Genomic DNA, 16,791 nt, shown 5'->3' on the forward strand with positions numbered 1-16,791 from the left:
CGGTGGACACTGGGTCACGTGACCACCGACCCGACGCCCGGCCGCGTCATCGACCCGCTGACGGTCGGCGACGCGGCCGCGGCGGCGGGCGTCACCGTCCGCACGCTGCACCACTGGGACGCGGTCGGCCTCGTGCGCCCCTCGGCACGCACCCCGGCGGGCTACCGGCTCTACGCGGCGGCCGACGTCGCGCGGCTGCGGCGGGTGGTGGCGTACCGGGAGCTGGGCGTGGCGCTCGAGGACGTCCCGGCGCTCCTCGACGCGACCGGCGCCGAGGCGGTGGACGCGCTGCGCAGGCACCGGGCGCTGCTCGGCGAGCGGATCGCCCGGATGGAGCGCACCGCCCGCGCGCTGGACCGCCTCGTCGCGGCGCGCGAGCGCGGGCTCCTGCTCACGCCCACCGAGCAGGTCGCGCTGTTCGGGGAGGGCTGGGACCCCGCGTGGCCCGGGCAGGCGCGCGAGCTCTGGGGCGACACCGCGCAGTGGGCGCAGTACGCCGAGCGGTCGGCGGAACGCACGCCCGAGGACTGGCAGCGCCTGGCCGACGACGTCGCGGCCCTGGAGGCCGACCTCGCGACGGCGTGCCGCGAGGGTGTCGACCCGGCAACGCCGCGGGCGGCCGCCCTCGCCGAGCGGCACCGCGCCTCGATGGGCGCGCACTTCGACTGCCCGCCCGCGCGGCACGTGTGCCTCGCGCGGCGGTTCGTCGACGACCCCGGGTTCCGTGCCCACTACGACGGCCTCGCCCCGGGCCTGGCCGCGTGGCTGCGCGCCGCGGTCGAGGCGAACGCGCGCTCCCACGGCGTGGACCCGGCGACCGCGACCTGGGACTGACCCCTGCGCCGTGCCGCAGGGGCACGGCGGACGGGCGTGCGAGCGCGGCGCCGGGGTGTGAGGCTGTGATCCCCGCCGCCGCACCACCCTCCCAGGAGCACCGCATGCCCGCCACCCCCGCCCCCACGGCGGGCACCTCCCTCGCCGCCCCGGCACGCGGCGCGATCCTCGCGGGCGACGCGGTCCGGGCCGGTGCCGCGCTCAGCGTCGTCGTAGCCGGCGCGACGCTCGACGGCGTCGGCGTCGCGCTCTTCCTGCTCGTGCTCGGCGGGACGATGGTGCCGCGCGCCCTCGGGGTCACCGGCGTGCTCGACGTCGGCTACGGGGCCGCGCTGCTCGCCTCCGCGTGGGCCGCCCAGCTCGAGTGGTACCGCGCGGTGCCGTGGCTCGACCTGCCCGTGCACGCCGTGTGCACCGGGCTCGTCGCGGCGCTCGCGACGGTGACGCTCGTCCGGGTCGGGGCGCTGCCCGCTCCGCACGACGACGGGCCGTGGCGCACGGGCGTCGTCGTGGTGACCACGGGCCTCGGGGCGGTCCTCGCGATCCTGTGGGAGCTCGGCGAGTGGGCCGGGCACACGTTCCTCGACGACCGGATCGGCGTCGGCTACGGCGACACCGTCACCGACCTCGCGACGGGGCTGCTCGGCTCGGTCGTCGCCGGGGTCCTCCTCGCGCGCGGCACCGCGGCCCGGGAGCACCGGCCGTGACGCCCCGCACCGCCCCGACCGTGTCGGTCGTCGTCCCGGTCCGCGACGACGCCGCCGCGCTCGACCGGTGCCTGGCGCGCATCGCGCGGCAGACCGTCGCGCCGCTCGAGGTCGTGGTGGTCGACAACGCGTCGCGCGACAACTCCGCGCTCGTCGCGCGCCGCTGGGGCGCCGTCGTCGTGCGGGAGGAGCGCGTCGGCATCCCGGCGGCCGCCGCGACCGGGTACGACGCCGCGCGCGGCGACGTCATCGCGCGGCTCGACGCCGACTCCCTCCCCGACCCGGGGTGGGTGCAGCGCGTCGTGGACCGCATGGCCGCCGACCCGACGCTCGACGCGATGACCGGCACGGGCACGTTCGACGACCTGCCGCGCGGGGCGCGCGCCGCCGTGGCGATCGCCTACCTCGGCGCGTACTACGTGCTGTGCCACCTCGCGCTCGGCCACACCGCGCTCTGGGGCTCGTGCATGGCCCTGCGCCGCTCGGCGTGGACCGCCGTGCGCGACGCCGTCGTGCGCGACGACCCCGAGGTGCACGACGACCTCGACCTGTCGTTCCGCCTCGGCCCCGGCCGGCGCACGGTGCTCGACCGGTCGTGGCGCGTCGGGGTGTCGGCGCGCTCGCTGCGCGGGCGGCGCCAGCGCCGTCGCCGCATGGACCGCGCGTGGCGCACGCTGCGCGTCAACTGGGCGGTCGCGCCACCGTGGGAGCGGTGGCGCGACCGCTGGCGCTGACGGCTCGGACACCGCCCGGCCCGCGACGGGCCGGTGACCGGCCGACGACGGGCCGTCGACAGGCCGAGCGCTCAGTCCGCGCTGCCGCGCCAGGTGCGCCGCCGCGTCGCGCCCGGGGCCTCCTCGCGGTCGAGACGGGCGAGCAGCGCCGCGAGCGCCGCGGCGATCGGCTGCCCGGTCGCGTACTCGACGAACAGCCACTGCCCGGCCGGGTTGATCTCGAGGAACACGTAGTCGCCCTCGGGCGTGCGGCGCAGGTCGACCGCGCCGTACCAGAGGCCGAGCACCTCCATGAGCCGCAGGAGCGCGGTGGCGACGTGCTCGGGGAGGTCGTGCACGGACGTCGGGCAGTGGTGGGTGTCGACGCGGAAGTCGTACGCGTACGCCGACTCCTCCGTGCGCAGCTCGGTCGCGAACAGCTCCGTGCCGACGATCGTCACGCGCACGTCCGACCCCGCGACGGCCTCCTGGAAGATGACCGGCGCGTACCGCACGCTCTCGATGAGCGCGAGGTCCGAGTCCCGCACGGGGCGGGTCTCGCGCCACGTCGCGGGCGTGCCGCTGAACGGCTTGAAGATCACCCGTCCCGGTTCCCGGTGCAGGAACTCGCGGGCGCGGGCCGGGTCGTTCGTCATGCACGTGCGCGGCACGCGCAGCCCGAGCCGTGCGGCGACCTGGAGCTGCCACATCTTGCGGGAGCCGGCCTCGTCGCGGTCCGGGTCGTTGACCCAGGTGGCGGGCAGGCACGACCACAGCCCGGAGACCGCTGCAGCGACCTCCCCGTGGGCGAAGCCGCGGTCCTGGGCGGAGCGCAGGTCGTCGTGCAGCGCGAACGGCTGCGGTCGGCGCCACCACACGGCGCGCAGCGTGGTGGTGTCCACAGCGCTCACGCCCTCGGCGCTCGTGTCGACCCAGTCGGCGCGCCACCCGGCGGCGTCCTGGGTCGAGGTCAGCGCCACGTCGCGGGGCGCGTGCCCCGTGTCGAGGAGCGCGTGGGGCGCGCCGAGCGCGTCCAGGTGGCGGACGACCTCCGTGGTGTGGAGGTCGTCCGCGTGCGACACGATGCCGATCATCGCGGGCTCCCGGTCCGGTCCGTGGGCGAGGTCGCCCGGGTCACTGCCCGGCCTGGAGCGCGGCGAGCGTCGCCTCGACGGCCTCGAGGGTCGCGCGCGCCTCGGCGACGGCCTCGACGAGGGCGCCGACGACGTCGACCGCCTCGCCCGGACCTTCCTCGTCCACGAGCGACTCCGCGCCCTGGACGAACGGCCGCGCCCCGGCGAGCGCGCCCGCCTGCACGAGCCGCCCGACGACGGGGTTGACCACGGGGTCGAAGAGGTCGCGGGGGTCGACGATCCCCTCCTGGAGCGTGTCGCCCGGCCCGGAGCCGACGTCACCCGCGATCCCGGTGCCGACGGGGTTGTCCGCGGCGAAGCGGGTGTCGTTCTGGAAGACGGAGTCGAGGGCGCGCGGCGTGCCGCCCTGGTCCCGCAGGAACGACGTCCCGATCTGGTCGGCGACCGTGTGCGAGTCGGCCTGCCGGATCGTCAGCACGTCGACGGCGCGCGCGGTGTCGGCGCCCAGGAGCGTGCCGACCTGGTCGGCGGCCTTGACGGTCGCGATGACGTCCTGCGCGAGGGACGTGAAGCCGTCGTCGGCGGTCGCGGTGCGCGCCCCGTGGGGCAGGGCCTGGAGCGTCGGCGACACGGCACGGATGCCCGCGATCGCCGTGCCGAAGTTCGACCCGGTCCCGGCCGCGTTGCAGCCGCCGTTCGTGTGGACGCCGACGAGCTCGCCCGCGGGCCCGAGGATCCCGGACCCGGAGTTGCCACCGAGCGTGTCGATGTCGTCGTAGCGGACCTGGTTCGTCGTGACGACCGTCGCCGGGCCGGCCTCGACGCGCTTGGGCATCCCGGCGGGGTGGCCGATGATCGCGAGCATGTCGCCCACGGCCGGGTTGGCCGTGGCCACGGCCGTGAACCCGTAGGTGCCGCCCGGGTTGCCGCCCACGCGCACGACGGCCATGTCGAGGCCGCCGAGCCGGTACTCGACGAGCGCGACGATCGGGAAGCTCTGCTCGGTGCGCAGGACACCGGAGGGGTCGACCTGGAAGAGCACGTTGATGTGCATGCTCGTCGCGATCTGCTGCGGCGTGAGGACCTGCATCGACCCGTTCTGCCGGGGCAGGACCCAGCCGTCGGCGCTCTGGTCGAACAGGTGCCCGCACGTGAGGACGAGGTCGGGCGCGATCAGGGTGCCGCTCCCCCAGCGCACGCCGTCGACGTTGCCGGGGTTGGTGAAGACGCCGCCGAGCCCCGCGTTCCACTGGACCTGCACGGCCTGCTTCTGGTGGGCGTCCACGTACGCGCGCGTGACGCCGAGCGTGCCGTCGTACTGCTCGACGGGCTGGGAGTCGTCGGTCGCGCCGCAGATGGACTCGAGCATCTCCGCGTACGTGGGCTCGTCGCCCGCGATGGACTCGAGCGTCAACGGGATGCGTTCGGGCAGCGGCGGGTACAGCGCGTCGACGGTGTCGGGCGTCTGCGGCACCTCGCGCCGGCTCGGCTTCCGCGGTGCCGACTTCTTGCTTCCGGGCATGGGTTCCCCCTCGGTTCGGTCCCCCTGCACCTGGAGGGAGGAGCCCGCGCCCCGGCGCGTACAGCCGACACGCCGGACGGTCGCATCCGGAAAGTGTGGCGCTTGTCACGTCACGGTGGGACTCTGAGAACCGCCCGTCTCGACGCATCTCAGGGGGAACCGTGCACGCAGCGACCACGACGACGTCCCGGAACGGCGCAGCACGACTGGCTGCCTGGTACTCCGCCCTCGCCCTGCTCGCCGTCCTGCTCGTGCTCGGAGCCCCACCCGCGCACGCCAAGCCCGACCCGGACGGGGTCGGTGCCGGGCCGCGCGGGCCCTTCACCGAGATCTCCATCACCGGGTTCGGCGCCGGGAACGCCGTCGCCGGGTTCACTGCTCCGGAGGGGTTCGACCCGCTCGCCGGCTATCCCGCGGGCGTGCCCGCCGGATCGACCGCCAACGACGCGGAGTTCGCCGGGCTGATCGAGGTCACGGACGCCGTGTCCGGCGAGACGACGTTCACCTACTGCATCGACCTGCTCACCGACACGCGGACCGGGGTCAACTACGAGATCGGCACCTGGGACGAGGCGAACGTGCCCAACCTCGGGTACGTCGGCTACATCCTCCACAACTACTACCCCGTCACCGGTGAGCCCGCGGCCGCCCCCTCGGCGAACGCCCGCGCCGCCGCGGTCCAGGCTGCGATCTGGTTCTTCTCCGACGAGTACGTGCTCTCGACGACCGACCCCGTGCGGCAGTACACCGCGCAGATCGTCGCGGACGCCATCGCGAACGGGCCCTCGCCCGAGCCCACGCCCCCGCTGCTCGAGGTGACGCCCGAGAACCTCGCCGCACCGACGACGGGCGACATCGTCGGGCCCTTCACCGTCGAGGCCGACGGGCCCGCGACGATCCAGTCGTTCGGCGCCGAGGTGTTCACCGACCCCGAGGGCACGAACCTCCTCGCCGACGGGGAGACGGTCGAGCCGGGAGCGACCCTCTGGGCGCGCCTCGCGGGGGACACCCCGCCCCACGGCTTCGTGCTCGACAGACAGGTCTCGGTGCTCGAGAGCACGGTCTATCTCTACGACGGCTCGAACGCGGACCGCACCGAGGCGCAGAAGCTCGTCCTCGCGCAGCCGGCCCAGCTGACACGGCGGGCCGGGGCGCTGCTCGAACCGTTCGCCGCGGGCAGCCTCGAGGTCACCAAGGTCGTGACCGGCGACGGTGCCGGGTTGCAGTCCGACGTCGTCCTCGACGTCGTGTGCACGGCGCCGGGTGGTGGGGAGACGGTCGAGCGGACGGTCACCGTGCCCGCCGGAGCCGCCGCAGGCGAGCACACCGAGATCGTGAGCGGGTTGCCCGCCGAGTGGACCTGCGTCGTCACCGAGACCGACGACGGTGACAACGGCAGCGTCGTGGTCACGGGGACCGACATCGCCCCGGAGTCCGTCGTCATCAGCAACGGCGACACCGCCACGGTCACGGTGACGAACACGTACGACGTCGCCACGGGCGGCCTGCTCGTGCGCAAGGCCGTCGACGGTCCCGCGGCCGGCACCCAGGGACCGATCACCCTCGCCCTGACGTGCGACGACCCGGACGGCGCGTTCGACCGGGAGGTCGAGCTCCCGGGCGGGCTGACAGGCGGGGACAACGTCGCCCTGGAGCTCGACGGCATCCCCGCCGGCACGACCTGCACGGTCACCGAGACCGTCGACGGCAGCACCGCGACCACGCTCCTCACCCAGACCGTCGTGACGCCCGAGAGCGTGACGGTCGCGGAGGACGAGACGGCCGAGCTCGTCGTGACGAACACCTACGACCCGGTCCCCACCCCGACGCCGACCCCGACGCCCGGACCGACTGCCGGCCCGACGCCCGCGCCCGGTTCCGCGGGGCTCGCCACGACCGGGGCTGACGCGGCGTCCGCCCTGGTGCTCGCGCTCCTGCTCGTGCTCGGCGGGCTCGCGACGGTCGTACTGGTGCGCCGCCGCGCCTGAGCCTGACACCTCCCGGTGCGCGAGCACGGGACCGGCGACCGGATCGGGGGGATCCGGTCGCCGATCCCGTGCTCGTCGGTCGACGTCCCGGTCAGCGGGGCGCTGCGACGTCCAGCACCCAGGTCACGCCGAAGCGGTCGGTGAGCATGCCGTACGCGGGCGCCCAGTCGGACGACGCGAGCGGCGCGACGACGGTCGAGCCGTCGACGAGCGCGTCCCAGTAGCCGCGGACCTCCTCGACGTCGTCGCCGCGCACGGACACGAAGAACGGCGCCTCGCCCGGGCTCCACGGCCGGTCGGCGGGGACGTCGTAGGCCATGACGCGGAACCCGCTCGGGGCGCTGACCTGGCCCCAGACGACGAGGTCGGCGGCCGCCGGGTCGGCGGCCTGTCCGAGGTCGCCGTACGTCGTGACGACGAGCTCGCCCCCGAACACGGACCGGTAGAGCTCGAGCGCGGCACGGGCGTCGCCGCGGAAGTTGAGGTGCGGGGTGGTCTGGACGGACATGGGCTCTCCTCGGGAGGCTCTGACCCGCGACGGTCGCCGGGGGCCGTGCGCCGGGCCGACGACCCGTGCGCACCCCACGACTCTTGCGCTCCATCAGGACGGATGGTGTCCGCATTCTGCGGGAGCATGGAGCCATGACCGAGACGTCGCGCCGCACCCTCCTGCTGCTCGCGCTGCTCCAGGCGCGCCCGGACCGCACGGGGCCCGAGCTCGCCGCGCGCCTCGGGGTCGACGCCCGCACGGTGCGGCGCGACGTCGACCGGCTGCGCGAGCTCGGCTACCACGTCGTCGCGACGCGGGGACGCGTGGGCGGGTACCGCCTCGACGCCGGCGCCGAGCTCCCGCCGCTCCTGTTCGACGACGAGCAGGTCGTGGCCCTCACGGTCGCGCTGCGGACGGTCACCGCGAGCGGCGTCGGCGACGACCTCGCGGAGGCGTCCGTCCGAGCGCTGACGACGGTCCGGCAGGTGCTGCCCGCCCGGCTGCGGCACCGCGTCGACGCGGTCGACGTCACGGCGGTCGCTCCGACACCTGGGCGCCCGGCCGTCCGGGTCGACCTCGACGTCCTGCTCGCCGTGAGCGCGGCGGCCCGTCGCCGGGAGGTGCTGCGCTTCGACTACGCGACCGTGGCGCTCGACGCGCCACCGGGAGCGAACCCTGATGCGAACCCGGACGCGAGCCCCGACGCGGCATCCGGGACGGCGCAGCCCCACGACCCGCGCACCGGCGTCCGGCCGCCGCGCCGTGCCGAGGTGCACCACGTCGTCGTGCACGACGGGCGCTGGTACGCCGTGGCGTGGGATCTCGACCGCGACGACTGGCGCACCTTCCGGCTCGACCGGATGACGCCGCGCACTCCGACGGGACCACGCTTCGTCGCGCGCGAGGTGCCCGGCGGCGACGTCGGCGCGTTCGTCGCAGCGCGCTTCACGGGCGCCGTCGCGGGCCCCGTGCCGGCCGTCGGCAGCACGGCGACGGGTAGCACAGCGCACCGGGCCTCGGGCGCGGCGGCGACGTCCAGCAACCCGGGGGCCCGGGAGGCACCGGCCACGCGGTGGCCGTGCGAGGGCTGGGTCGAGCTCGCCGCCCCGCCGCGCGTGGTCGCGCCGTTCGTCGAGGACGGCGCGGTCGAGGCCTTAGGCCCGGAGCGCTGCCGGGTCCGGCTCGGGTCGTGGTCGTGGGTGGCGCTCGCGGCGCGTGTCGCGGCCTTCGACGCCGACGTGCTCGCCGCAGGCCCGGCCGAGCTCGTCGCCGCGTGCGACGCCGTCGCCCGGCGCCTCGGCGCGGTCGCCGGGTCGTGACGGTCAGTCAGGCACCGCGCCACCCGTGAGGTTGACGATCGTCCCCGTCATCGCCGCGGCGCGGTCGGACGCCAGAAAGGCGGCGGCGTCGGCCACCTCCTGGACCGTCGGGAGCCGCCCCCGCAGCGTCCCCGCGGCGAGGGGACCGTCGTCGAGCAGCTCCTGGACGGTCTGCCCCGCCGCGGCCGCGGCGGGCGCGAACAGCTCGCGCGTGTACGAGCCGTGGGCCGGCCCGTCGAGGACCGCGTGGGGCCGCAGCCCGACGACCCGCACCCCGGCCGGGGCGAGCTCCGCCGCGAGGAGCCGGGTGAGCGTCTCCTTGCCCGCAGCGCTCACGCCGTGCCCGAGGATGCCCGGCACGACGAGCCGCGCGCCCGGCTCGGACAGCGTGAGGAGCACGCCGGACCGGGCGCGCGCGAGATAGGGCGCCACCGCCCGGCTCGTGAGGAACAGGCCGCGCAGGAACCCCTCGACCGGGCGCCAGAACTCTTCGAACGAGAGGTCCCCGAGCACGGTGCCCTGGTCGTGGGGGACGCTCACCGCGTCGAGCACGACGTCGATCCCGCCCGCCGCCGCGGCGACGGCCGCGGCGTGGGCCTCGACCGCCCGCTCGTCGAGCACGTCCAGTCGAGCCGTCTCGGCGCGGCCGCCCGCCGCGGCGATGTCGCGCGCGACGGCGTCCAGACGGTCCTGCGTGCGGCCCGCGAGGAAGACGCGCGCGCCCTCCCGCGCGAAGGTCCGGGCCACGGCCCCGCCGATCGCGCCTCCGCCGCCGTAGACCACGGCGGCCCTGTCCTGCAGCAGTCCGGTCATGTCGCCCTCCCGGCGCGCCCCGTCGAACGGGCCTCGGTCCCGCCGGCGCGACCCGCGACCGGCGCTCCTGATGCAACCTCATGGTTGCACCTCATCCAGACCATGCGCAACCCCCTGGTTGCATCCGGTTGGCAGGGCGTGCGGGCTGACCCCGCCGTAGCGTGGAGCGACCCGCCCCCGGCAGATCGGACCCGCCATGAACGCACCGGCACGCCACGACGTGCTCGTCCTCGGCGGCGGCAACGCCGGGCTCTCGCTCGCCGGGCGCCTGCGCCGCGACGGCTGCCCCGACGTCGCCGTCGTCGACCCGCGGACCACGCACCAGTACCGGCCGCTGCTCTCCTACGTCGCGTCGGGCATGGCGACCCTCGACGACCTCACCCGGCCGCAGGAGGACGTCGTGCCCGACGGCGTGCGCGTCTACCCCGACCGCGTCGTCGGCGTCGACCCCGAGCGCTCGCTCGTGCACCTCGCGGGCGGGCGCACCCTCGGCTACGGGGACCTCGCGGTCTGCCCGGGGTCGGAGGTCGACTGGGACGCGGTGCCCGGCGCCGAGCAGGCGATGGGCACGCCGTTCGCCGCGACGAGCTACCTGCCCGACCTCGCGCCGAAGACGTGGGAGCTGCTGTCGTCGCTCACCTCCGGCACGGTGGTGTTCGCGATCTCGGCGCGGCACGTGCCGTGCTTCCCCGTGGGCCTCAAGCCGCTGTTCGTCGCCGCCGACCACTGGCGCCGCACCGGCGTCCTCGATGCGATCCAGGTCGAGCTCGCGGTCGAGTCGCCGCGCCTCGTCGACGACCCGCGCGCGGAGCCCGCGCTGCGTGCCGCCGCGCGGCGCTACGGCGTGCGGGTGCGCACCGCGACGTCGCTCGTGTCCGTCGACGCGACCCACCGCACCGTCCGGCTCCGCGGGCCGCACGGGACCGACGAGGTCTCCTACGACGCGCTCTACGTCGCGCCGCCGCACCGCGCCCCGGCGTGGGTCGCCGCGAGCGGGCTCGCGACCCCCGAGAGCGACGGGTTCGTCGCGGTCGACCCCGAGACCCTCCAGCACGTCGCGCACCCGCGCGTCTGGGGGCTCGGCGACGCCGCGGCGGTCGACGCGATGCCGTCGGGCGGCGCCCTGCGCCGGCAGGTGCCCGTCGTGGCGCGCAACATCCAGGCCCGACGGCGCGGCACCCCGATGCAGCGCTACGACGGCTACTCGGTCGCGCCCGTCACGACGTCGCGCGACCGCCTCCTCCTCGCGGAGTTCGACCGGGACCGTCGGCCCGACCCGGGGTTCGGCGTCGTCGACCTCGCGCGCCCGCGCCGCAGCCTGCTGCTGTTCGACCGCTACCTGCAGCCCACGATCTACTGGCGGCGGCTGCTCCAGGGCAAGGTGTCCTGACCCGCGGCACGCCGCAGCACGAAGAAGAACGGGCGGCCCATGCCGCGCGCCTCCATGCACCCGACGAGCGTGTCGTCGTCGACGGCGCGCAGCGCGTCCTCGACCGGGAGCGCGTCGTAGGTCATCGCCGCGGTCACCACGCCCCGGTGCACGACGGCGCGCACCCGGGCCCGGGGCGACCGCGTCCGGGTGAGCGGCAGCAACGCCCGCACGACCCGGGCGACCGGCGGTCGGCGCAGCGCCGGGGTCGCCCGCAGCACGAGCGGGAGCGGCACGAACGCGGGGTTGACGTCCACGAGGCCGCGACCCGCGCCGTCGAACAGGAGGGGGTGCGCGTCGCCGCCGCGCTCGAACCGCTTGCCCGCCCAGCCCAGCGCCTCGAGCGCGCCGTCGAGCACGTGCCCCGTCGGCAGCCCGGACCCCCACCAGAACCCCGGGAGCGCCTCGCCGTCGACGGGCGCGAGGCCGTCGAAGAACGCGAGCGCCCCGGCCGTCGTCGTGCCGCGCGCGAGGTCGTCGAGCGTGTCGGACGGGGAGCGCGCCGGCACCACGGTGTCGGGATCGGTCATGCGTCGCTCCTCGGTCGTCCGGGCGGTGCCGTCGTCCCGATCCTCCCCCGCAGCGCGGGACGACGCCCGTCCCGCCGGCCCCGGCGCTGAGACACTGGTGCTCATGCAGCACGGCGGTCACGAGGCCTTCAACGACCCCGCAGCACAGGCGCTCGCCCGGAGCGTCGCGGCGCTCCGCCGCGCGGCCGACCACGCGGACCGCTGGTGGTACCTCGCGAGCGGGCGCGAGCTCGACGGGCGCGCCTACGCGTGGGCGTGCGTGCCGCTCGCGGGCGAGGTGGTCGCCGTCCGCCAGGTCGTGGGGCTGGAGGACGGGACCTGGCGCCGGTACGCGTACGACGAGGTCGTCGAGGACGACGCGGGGTTCCTCACGGACCAGCCGTTCGGTGACGACGACCTCGCCGGGACCGGCGACGTCCACCCGCTCGACGCGACGGAGTTCGCCGCCCTCTGGGCGCGCGCGGGGACCGCCCGGGTGTGAGCCCGCCCCGCGCCCGCCGTCAGGACGACGACGCCGGCGCGCCGTCGACGGTCTCCTGCCGCTTCTGGCGCGCGAACCGCGCGGGCAGGTCGGGGCCGTCCCAGACCTGGATCGCGCGCCAGATCGACGCCGCGATGGGCACGGCGAGCACGGCGCCCGTGAGGCCCGCGAGCACGGTGCCCGCGGTGAGGGCGATGAGGATCACGAGCGGGTGCAGGCGTAGCGTGCGGCCCATGACGACGGGCTGGAGCAGGTCGCCCTCGAGCTGGTTCACCGCGATGACGATCGCGACGACGATGAGCGCCTCGACCGGCCCGACGGCGACGAGCGCGACGAGCGCGCACAGGACGCCCGCGAGCGTGGCCCCCACGAGCGGGATGAAGGCCAGCAGGAACACGAGCACGGACAGCGGGAGGACGAGCGGCACCCCGACGATCGCGAGGCCGATGCCGATCGCGACGGCGTCGACCGCGGCGACGATCGCCGTCCCGCGCACGTAGCCGCCGAGCGTGCGGACCGTCGTCTCGCCGATGCGCTGCCCGCGCGCGTACCGGGCGCCCTCGAACGGACGCAGCAGGAACTCCCAGATCGCCGGGCCGTCCTTGAGGAAGAAGAACAGCACGACGATCATCACGAAGAACCCGGCGACGAAGTCGACCGTCTGGGAGGCGCCCGCGAGCGCCCCGGCGCCGACCGCGTCGGACTGGAGCAGGCCGACGAGCGAGTCCCGCACCGACGCGATCTGCTCCTCGGTGATGTCGAACGGCAGGTTCTGCACGTAGGCCTGGAGCTCGTCGAAGCCCTCGACGGCCTGGTCGCGCAGCTCCGGCCACTGCTTGACGACCGCCGCCGCGACGAGCCACACCACCACGCCGAGCACGACGACGAGCGCCAGCAGCGCGACGACCGTCGCGAGGAACGACGGCACGCCCTTGCGCCGGAGCAGGCCGACGAGCGGCGAGATCGCCGCGGCGAGCACGAGCGCGATGAGGACGGGGATGACGATGAGCGTCAGCCGCGTCACGGCGAACACCGCGACGGCGACGAGCGCGACGAGGGCGAGCACCTGCACCGAGCGCGTGCCCGCGCGACCGAGCCCGTCCGACCAGAGCGCCGACGTCCCCGCCGGGCGCGCGGGCTCGACGGCGTCGGCCCGGTCCGCGGCGGCGTCCGTCTCCCCGGCAGGGGCACGTTCCGCGACGGCGACCCGCTCCGCGGCGGGAGCCTCCTCGGCGCGCTCGTCCGCCCGCTTGCCCGACCGCCGTCTGCCCAGACCCATCCCGCTCCCTCTCTCGCCGCACGTGTGACGGCCAGGGTGCCACGATCGGGCGTCGCCCGCCGGGTGCCGGGACGGGGCGCCCCGTAGGCTGCGAGGCATGGCGTCCCGCATCAGCGAGCTGGTCCTCGACTGCGCCGACCCCGAGCTGCTCGCCCGGTTCTGGTGCGACGTCCTCGGCTACGTCGAGCTCGACCGCGAGGAGGACGGGTCGATCGAGATCGGCCCGCCCGACGTCGGGTTCGGCGGCCCGCAGCCGACCCTGATCCTCAGCCCGAGCACCGACCCGCGCTCCGGCAAGCTCCCGCTGCACCTCGACGTCAACCCCACGGACCGCGACCAGGACGCCGAGCTCGAGCGGCTCCTCGCCCTCGGCGCGCGGCCCGCCGACGTCGGCCAGACGGGCGACGAGCCGTGGCACGTCCTCGCCGACCCCGAGGGGAACGAGTTCTGCCTGCTGCGCCGGCGCCTCGACCCCTGAGGCGTCAGGAGGGCTGCGGGCCAGATGACGGCACCGCGAGGTCCTGCGTGCCCACGACGCCGAGCAGCCGGATCCTGTCCGCCGCCTCCGTGCCCGGCGCCGCCGTGAGCACGAGGAGCACCTGGAGCTGGTCCTCCGTGGTGAGCGCCTGGCAGTCCACCTCGATCTCCCCGACCACCGGGTGCACGAGCGTCTTGTGGTCCACGAACCGGCGCGCCACCTCCTGCCGGTCCCACAGCGCGACGAACTCCGGGCTCGTGCGCGACAGCACCCGCACCAGCTCGCCCGCGCGCGACGACGCGCCCAGCACCGCCACGGCCGAGCGCAGGCTCGCGACGAGCGCGCGGCCCTGCCGGTCCCGGTCGTCCGCCGGGTAGATCGCCCGCGCCGTCGCCGGGTGGGCGAACCACCGGTAGATCTCGCTGCGGTCCCACCCCGAGTACGCCGACGCGTCGCCGTAGAGCGCGCGCGCCAGGTCGTTCTGCGCCAGCGTCTGCGCGAGCGGGTCGAGGATCAGCGCCGGGGTGTCGTCCAGGCGGTCGAGCACGCGTTGCAGCGCGGGAGCCACGTGCCCGGGATCGGTCGCCCGGTCGGGCACCCCGTGGCCGGCGACCCGGTAGAGGTAGTCGCGCTCGTCGTCGGACAGGCGCAGGGCTCGCGCGATCGACGCGAGCATCTGCGTGCTCGGCTGCGGCCCGCGCTGCTGCTCGAGGCGCGTGTAGTAGTCCGTCGACATGAGCGCGAGCTGCGCCACCTCCTCGCGGCGCAGGCCCGGTGCCCGACGGCGCAGCCCGGCCGGGAGCCCCACGTCGCCCGGCTGCAGCGCCTCCCGGCGACGGCGGAGGAAGTCGGCGAGCGCGGCGCGGTCCATGCGCCCATCGTCCGGGGTTCACGGCGCCCGTGCCAGGGATCGCCGGTCCCCCGTCCACCGGACTCTGCCGCGCCGCGCGCACGGCGTTCAGGATCGAGGCATGGACATCACGAGCAGCACCGTCTTCATCCCCGGCGCGACGAGCGGCATCGGGCTGGCGCTCGCGGTCGCGCTGCACGAGCAGGGCAGCACCGTCGTCGTCGGCGGGCGCCGCACCGACCTCCTGGAGCGGATCGCCGTCGAGCACCCCGGCCTCGACACCGTGCGCATCGACACCACCGACCCCGAGAGCATCGCCACGGCCGCGAAGGAGGTCCTCGACCGCCACCCCGACCTCGACACGCTCGTCACCATGGCCGGGATCATGCGCACCGAGGACTGGCACCACCCCGAGGGCTTCCTCGACACCGCGGAGCAGATCGTCACGACCAACGTGCTCGGCCCGATCCGGCTCGTCGGCGCGTTCGTCGAGCACCTGCAGACCCGGCCGCGCGCGACGATCGTCACCGTGTCGTCCGGGCTGGCGTTCGCGCCGCTCGCGGCCACGCCGACGTACGACGCCTCGAAGGCCGCGATCCACATGCTCAGCGAGGCGCTGCGGCTCCAGCTCGCCGACACGAGCGTCGACGTCGTCGAGCTCGTCCCGCCGTCGGTGGCGACGGACCTCATGCCGGGTCAGCGCGAGAGCGCGATCGCCATGCCGCTCGACGAGTTCGTCACCGAGGTCGTCGACCTGCTGCGCGCGCAGCCCGACGCGCACGAGATCCTCGTGGAGCGCGTGAAGTTCCTCCGGTACGGCGAGGCGCGCGGCGACTACGACGACGTCGTGCGGACCCTCAACGCGTCCGACCCGCACGGTCGCTGAGCCGGCCGGGCCGTCGGCCCGGCACGGCCGCCGCGGTCAGGCGGCCTCGGCGCGGGCGGCTCGGTCAGGCGAGCCCGGTCGGGCGGGCCCGGTCAGGCGGGCTCGGGGGCCGGGGCGAGGGTCGCGGCCAGGACCTGCCACGCGCCGTCGGCGCGCACCCACAGGCGCGTGTAGACCAGACGCGCGGACAGCGCGGCCCCGTCCTGGACGGCGTCCACGGCGGCGACGAGCCGGGTCGTCCCGCTCGGGCCGTCCTCCTGGACAACGAGCGACTCCTCCTCCAGCCGAGTGATCCGCAGCGCGCCCGAGCGGTGGCTCGCGAGGTCGTCCTCCTTGGAGAAGACCGACCCGTCCGGACCGGCGCCGACGCACCGCGGGTGCAGCAGGGCGTCGAGCGCGGCGACGTCGCCCGCGCGCTGGGCTGCCTGGAGAGCGTGCTCAGCATCAAGAAGGCTCATCGCGCGAGTCTACGCACGGGGTCGGGACCGGCGACTGCCGGGCGCAGCGCCGTCGACGAGTCAGCGGCGGCGACGCGTCAGAACAGCGGCCACGGGACGGCGGGCATGTCGCCCTCCGGTGCGGGGAACCGTGCCGTGCGCAGCAGCCGGTCGCAGCGCTCCGCGAGGGCGGCCACCTCGTCGGGCGCGAGGAGACCGCGCAGGCGGTGGGCGAGGTCGCCGTCGAGGCCCGCGCGCACGCGCTCGACGCCGACGAGCTCGTCGTCGGCGAGGGGCTCGCCGAGCCAGCCCCAGAGCACGGTGCGCAGCTTGGGCTCGACGTGGAAGGTGACGCCGTGGTCGACGCCGAGGCGCCGCCCGTCCGCCAGCGGCAGCACGTGCCCGCCCTTGCGGTCGGCGTTGTTCACGACGGCGTCGAGCACCGCCATGCGCCGCAGCGCCGGCGAGTCCTCGTGCACGACGCTCACCGGGCGGTCCTCCTCGTCGACGCCCTCCAGCACCGTCCGCACGCCGTCGCGCGGCACCTCGTCGGTGGGCACGACGTCGACGGGCGACTGCGCCGCGTCGACGTCCTGCCAGAGCTGCACCATGCCCGGACCGAGCGGCCCGTCGCGCAGCCACGTGCGCGGCACGACTCCCCCGCCGAACACCTCCGAGACGAGGTACGCGGCGACCTCGCGTCCCGCGAGCGTGCCGTCCGGGAAGTCCCACAGCGGCTTCTCGCCCGCGACCGGCTTGTACACGACCGAGACGTCGCCCAGCCGGGCGAGGAACGTCGCGTTCGACGCGACGCGGATACGCCCGACGACGTCGAGCGGCGCCTCGGTCAGGGCGGCGTCGAGCGGGGTCTCGGCAGGGTCGAGACCGGACGGCGCGATGGCCGGGTCGAGGCCGGACGGCGAGACGGCGGGGTCGACGTC

The 16,791-nt window shown here is 75.8% G+C and carries 18 protein-coding genes; 9 read left to right on the forward strand and 9 right to left on the reverse strand.

The annotated features are described in order from the left end of the window. The first annotated feature begins 18 nt into the window (after positions 1 to 18). From B9L22_RS11300 to B9L22_RS11310, 3 genes are all read left to right on the forward strand, one after another. Positions 19 to 834 (forward strand): MerR family transcriptional regulator, encoded by an 816-nt coding sequence (locus B9L22_RS11300; protein ID WP_233140037.1) that lies wholly within the window; start codon positions 19 to 21, stop codon positions 832 to 834. Between the two features lie 104 nt (positions 835 to 938). Continuing rightward, positions 939 to 1,541 (forward strand): hypothetical protein, encoded by a 603-nt coding sequence (locus B9L22_RS11305; RefSeq protein WP_233140039.1) that lies wholly within the window; start codon positions 939 to 941, stop codon positions 1,539 to 1,541. After that, the gene (locus B9L22_RS11310; protein WP_086150438.1) at positions 1,538 to 2,275 is read left to right on the forward strand and encodes a glycosyltransferase family 2 protein; all 738 of its coding nucleotides are present in this window, start codon (positions 1,538 to 1,540) and stop codon (positions 2,273 to 2,275) included. The genes B9L22_RS11305 and B9L22_RS11310 overlap by 4 nt, the downstream gene beginning before the upstream one ends. A 71-nt stretch (positions 2,276 to 2,346) precedes the next feature. On the opposite strand, the gene B9L22_RS11315 is transcribed toward B9L22_RS11310, so the two are convergent. Continuing rightward, entirely contained in the window at positions 2,347 to 3,348 is a 1,002-nt protein-coding gene (locus B9L22_RS11315; protein WP_086150439.1) for an MvdC/MvdD family ATP grasp protein, read from the reverse strand. A 40-nt stretch (positions 3,349 to 3,388) separates the two neighbouring features. Next, a complete protein-coding gene (locus B9L22_RS11320; protein ID WP_086150440.1) occupies positions 3,389 to 4,870 on the reverse strand; it encodes a serine protease in 1,482 nt (493 codons plus the stop codon). 161 nt (positions 4,871 to 5,031) lie between these two features. Here B9L22_RS11320 and B9L22_RS11325 point away from each other — a divergent pair, with 161 nt between their 5' ends. Then, positions 5,032 to 6,858: a DUF5979 domain-containing protein gene (locus tag B9L22_RS11325; protein ID WP_086150441.1), complete on the forward strand. Its 1,827-nt coding sequence runs from the start codon at positions 5,032 to 5,034 to the stop codon at positions 6,856 to 6,858. A 91-nt stretch (positions 6,859 to 6,949) separates the two neighbouring features. On the opposite strand, the gene B9L22_RS11330 is transcribed toward B9L22_RS11325, so the two are convergent. Beyond that, positions 6,950 to 7,366, reverse strand: coding sequence for a VOC family protein (locus tag B9L22_RS11330; RefSeq protein WP_086150442.1), 417 nt, complete (start codon positions 7,364 to 7,366; stop codon positions 6,950 to 6,952). Positions 7,367 to 7,500: 134 nt separating this feature from the next. Between B9L22_RS11330 and B9L22_RS11335 the strand changes: the two genes are divergently transcribed. Continuing rightward, positions 7,501 to 8,667, forward strand: a complete 1,167-nt coding sequence (locus B9L22_RS11335; protein WP_086150443.1) for a YafY family protein — start codon at positions 7,501 to 7,503, stop codon at positions 8,665 to 8,667. A gap of 3 nt (positions 8,668 to 8,670) precedes the next feature. Here B9L22_RS11335 and B9L22_RS11340 read toward each other — a convergent pair whose 3' ends face one another. Then, positions 8,671 to 9,480: an SDR family NAD(P)-dependent oxidoreductase gene (locus B9L22_RS11340; protein WP_086150444.1), complete on the reverse strand. Its 810-nt coding sequence runs from the start codon at positions 9,478 to 9,480 to the stop codon at positions 8,671 to 8,673. 196 nt (positions 9,481 to 9,676) lie between these two features. Between B9L22_RS11340 and B9L22_RS11345 the strand changes: the two genes are divergently transcribed. Continuing rightward, positions 9,677 to 10,870 carry an NAD(P)/FAD-dependent oxidoreductase gene (locus B9L22_RS11345; RefSeq protein ID WP_086150445.1) on the forward strand — a complete coding sequence of 398 codons (1,194 nt, stop codon included), beginning with the start codon at positions 9,677 to 9,679 and terminating at the stop codon, positions 10,868 to 10,870. Here the strand turns inward: B9L22_RS11345 and B9L22_RS11350 are convergent. Next, positions 10,834 to 11,439: a DUF4334 domain-containing protein gene (locus tag B9L22_RS11350; RefSeq protein ID WP_233140041.1), complete on the reverse strand. Its 606-nt coding sequence runs from the start codon at positions 11,437 to 11,439 to the stop codon at positions 10,834 to 10,836. The genes B9L22_RS11345 and B9L22_RS11350 overlap by 37 nt on opposite strands. 103 nt (positions 11,440 to 11,542) lie before the next feature. On the opposite strand from B9L22_RS11350, the gene B9L22_RS11355 reads away from it, so the two are divergent. Then, entirely contained in the window at positions 11,543 to 11,920 is a 378-nt protein-coding gene (locus B9L22_RS11355) for a hypothetical protein (RefSeq protein WP_143317250.1), read from the forward strand. Between the two features lie 19 nt (positions 11,921 to 11,939). On the opposite strand, the gene B9L22_RS11360 is transcribed toward B9L22_RS11355, so the two are convergent. Next, positions 11,940 to 13,199, reverse strand: a complete 1,260-nt coding sequence (locus tag B9L22_RS11360; RefSeq protein WP_086150447.1) for an AI-2E family transporter — start codon at positions 13,197 to 13,199, stop codon at positions 11,940 to 11,942. A gap of 97 nt (positions 13,200 to 13,296) precedes the next feature. Here B9L22_RS11360 and B9L22_RS11365 point away from each other — a divergent pair, with 97 nt between their 5' ends. Then, the gene (locus B9L22_RS11365) at positions 13,297 to 13,677 is read left to right on the forward strand and encodes a VOC family protein (RefSeq protein WP_086150448.1); all 381 of its coding nucleotides are present in this window, start codon (positions 13,297 to 13,299) and stop codon (positions 13,675 to 13,677) included. A gap of 4 nt (positions 13,678 to 13,681) precedes the next feature. On the opposite strand, the gene B9L22_RS11370 is transcribed toward B9L22_RS11365, so the two are convergent. Next, positions 13,682 to 14,548, reverse strand: coding sequence for a helix-turn-helix transcriptional regulator (locus B9L22_RS11370; protein WP_086150449.1), 867 nt, complete (start codon positions 14,546 to 14,548; stop codon positions 13,682 to 13,684). A gap of 100 nt (positions 14,549 to 14,648) precedes the next feature. Between B9L22_RS11370 and B9L22_RS11375 the strand changes: the two genes are divergently transcribed. Continuing rightward, positions 14,649 to 15,413, forward strand: a complete 765-nt coding sequence (locus B9L22_RS11375) for an SDR family oxidoreductase (protein ID WP_086150450.1) — start codon at positions 14,649 to 14,651, stop codon at positions 15,411 to 15,413. Between the two features lie 92 nt (positions 15,414 to 15,505). Here B9L22_RS11375 and B9L22_RS11380 read toward each other — a convergent pair whose 3' ends face one another. Together B9L22_RS11380 and B9L22_RS11385 are read right to left on the reverse strand one after the other, a co-directional pair. Then, on the reverse strand, positions 15,506 to 15,871 hold the full coding sequence (locus B9L22_RS11380) for a nuclear transport factor 2 family protein (protein WP_086150451.1): 366 nt from the start codon (positions 15,869 to 15,871) through the stop codon (positions 15,506 to 15,508). Positions 15,872 to 15,948: 77 nt separating this feature from the next. Beyond that, positions 15,949 to 16,749 (reverse strand): SCO1664 family protein, encoded by an 801-nt coding sequence (locus B9L22_RS11385; protein WP_369824830.1) that lies wholly within the window; start codon positions 16,747 to 16,749, stop codon positions 15,949 to 15,951. Positions 16,750 to 16,791 lie beyond the last annotated feature (42 nt).

This window comes from Cellulosimicrobium sp. KWT-B (assembly GCF_002127155.1).
GTDB classification, from domain to species: Bacteria; Actinomycetota; Actinomycetes; order Actinomycetales; family Cellulomonadaceae; genus Cellulosimicrobium; species Cellulosimicrobium funkei.

What these genes read in the sequence shown, in the direction of transcription:
- B9L22_RS11335 (WP_086150443.1), top strand. Translation starts at nt 7,501, where the DNA reads ATGACCGAGACGTCGCGCCGCACCCTCCTGCTGCTCGCGCTGCTCCAG.
- B9L22_RS11365 (WP_086150448.1), top strand. Translation starts at nt 13,297, where the DNA reads ATGGCGTCCCGCATCAGCGAGCTGGTCCTCGACTGCGCCGACCCCGAG.
- B9L22_RS11305 (WP_233140039.1), top strand. Translation starts at nt 939, where the DNA reads ATGCCCGCCACCCCCGCCCCCACGGCGGGCACCTCCCTCGCCGCCCCG.
- B9L22_RS11380 (WP_086150451.1), bottom strand. Translation starts at nt 15,871, where the DNA reads ATGAGCCTTCTTGATGCTGAGCACGCTCTCCAGGCAGCCCAGCGCGCG.
- B9L22_RS11330 (WP_086150442.1), bottom strand. Translation starts at nt 7,366, where the DNA reads ATGTCCGTCCAGACCACCCCGCACCTCAACTTCCGCGGCGACGCCCGT.
- B9L22_RS11370 (WP_086150449.1), bottom strand. Translation starts at nt 14,548, where the DNA reads ATGGACCGCGCCGCGCTCGCCGACTTCCTCCGCCGTCGCCGGGAGGCG.
- B9L22_RS11360 (WP_086150447.1), bottom strand. Translation starts at nt 13,199, where the DNA reads ATGGGTCTGGGCAGACGGCGGTCGGGCAAGCGGGCGGACGAGCGCGCC.
- B9L22_RS11355 (WP_143317250.1), top strand. Translation starts at nt 11,543, where the DNA reads ATGCAGCACGGCGGTCACGAGGCCTTCAACGACCCCGCAGCACAGGCG.
- B9L22_RS11375 (WP_086150450.1), top strand. Translation starts at nt 14,649, where the DNA reads ATGGACATCACGAGCAGCACCGTCTTCATCCCCGGCGCGACGAGCGGC.
- B9L22_RS11320 (WP_086150440.1), bottom strand. Translation starts at nt 4,870, where the DNA reads ATGCCCGGAAGCAAGAAGTCGGCACCGCGGAAGCCGAGCCGGCGCGAG.
- B9L22_RS11350 (WP_233140041.1), bottom strand. Translation starts at nt 11,439, where the DNA reads ATGACCGATCCCGACACCGTGGTGCCGGCGCGCTCCCCGTCCGACACG.
- B9L22_RS11340 (WP_086150444.1), bottom strand. Translation starts at nt 9,480, where the DNA reads ATGACCGGACTGCTGCAGGACAGGGCCGCCGTGGTCTACGGCGGCGGA.
- B9L22_RS11315 (WP_086150439.1), bottom strand. Translation starts at nt 3,348, where the DNA reads ATGATCGGCATCGTGTCGCACGCGGACGACCTCCACACCACGGAGGTC.
- B9L22_RS11345 (WP_086150445.1), top strand. Translation starts at nt 9,677, where the DNA reads ATGAACGCACCGGCACGCCACGACGTGCTCGTCCTCGGCGGCGGCAAC.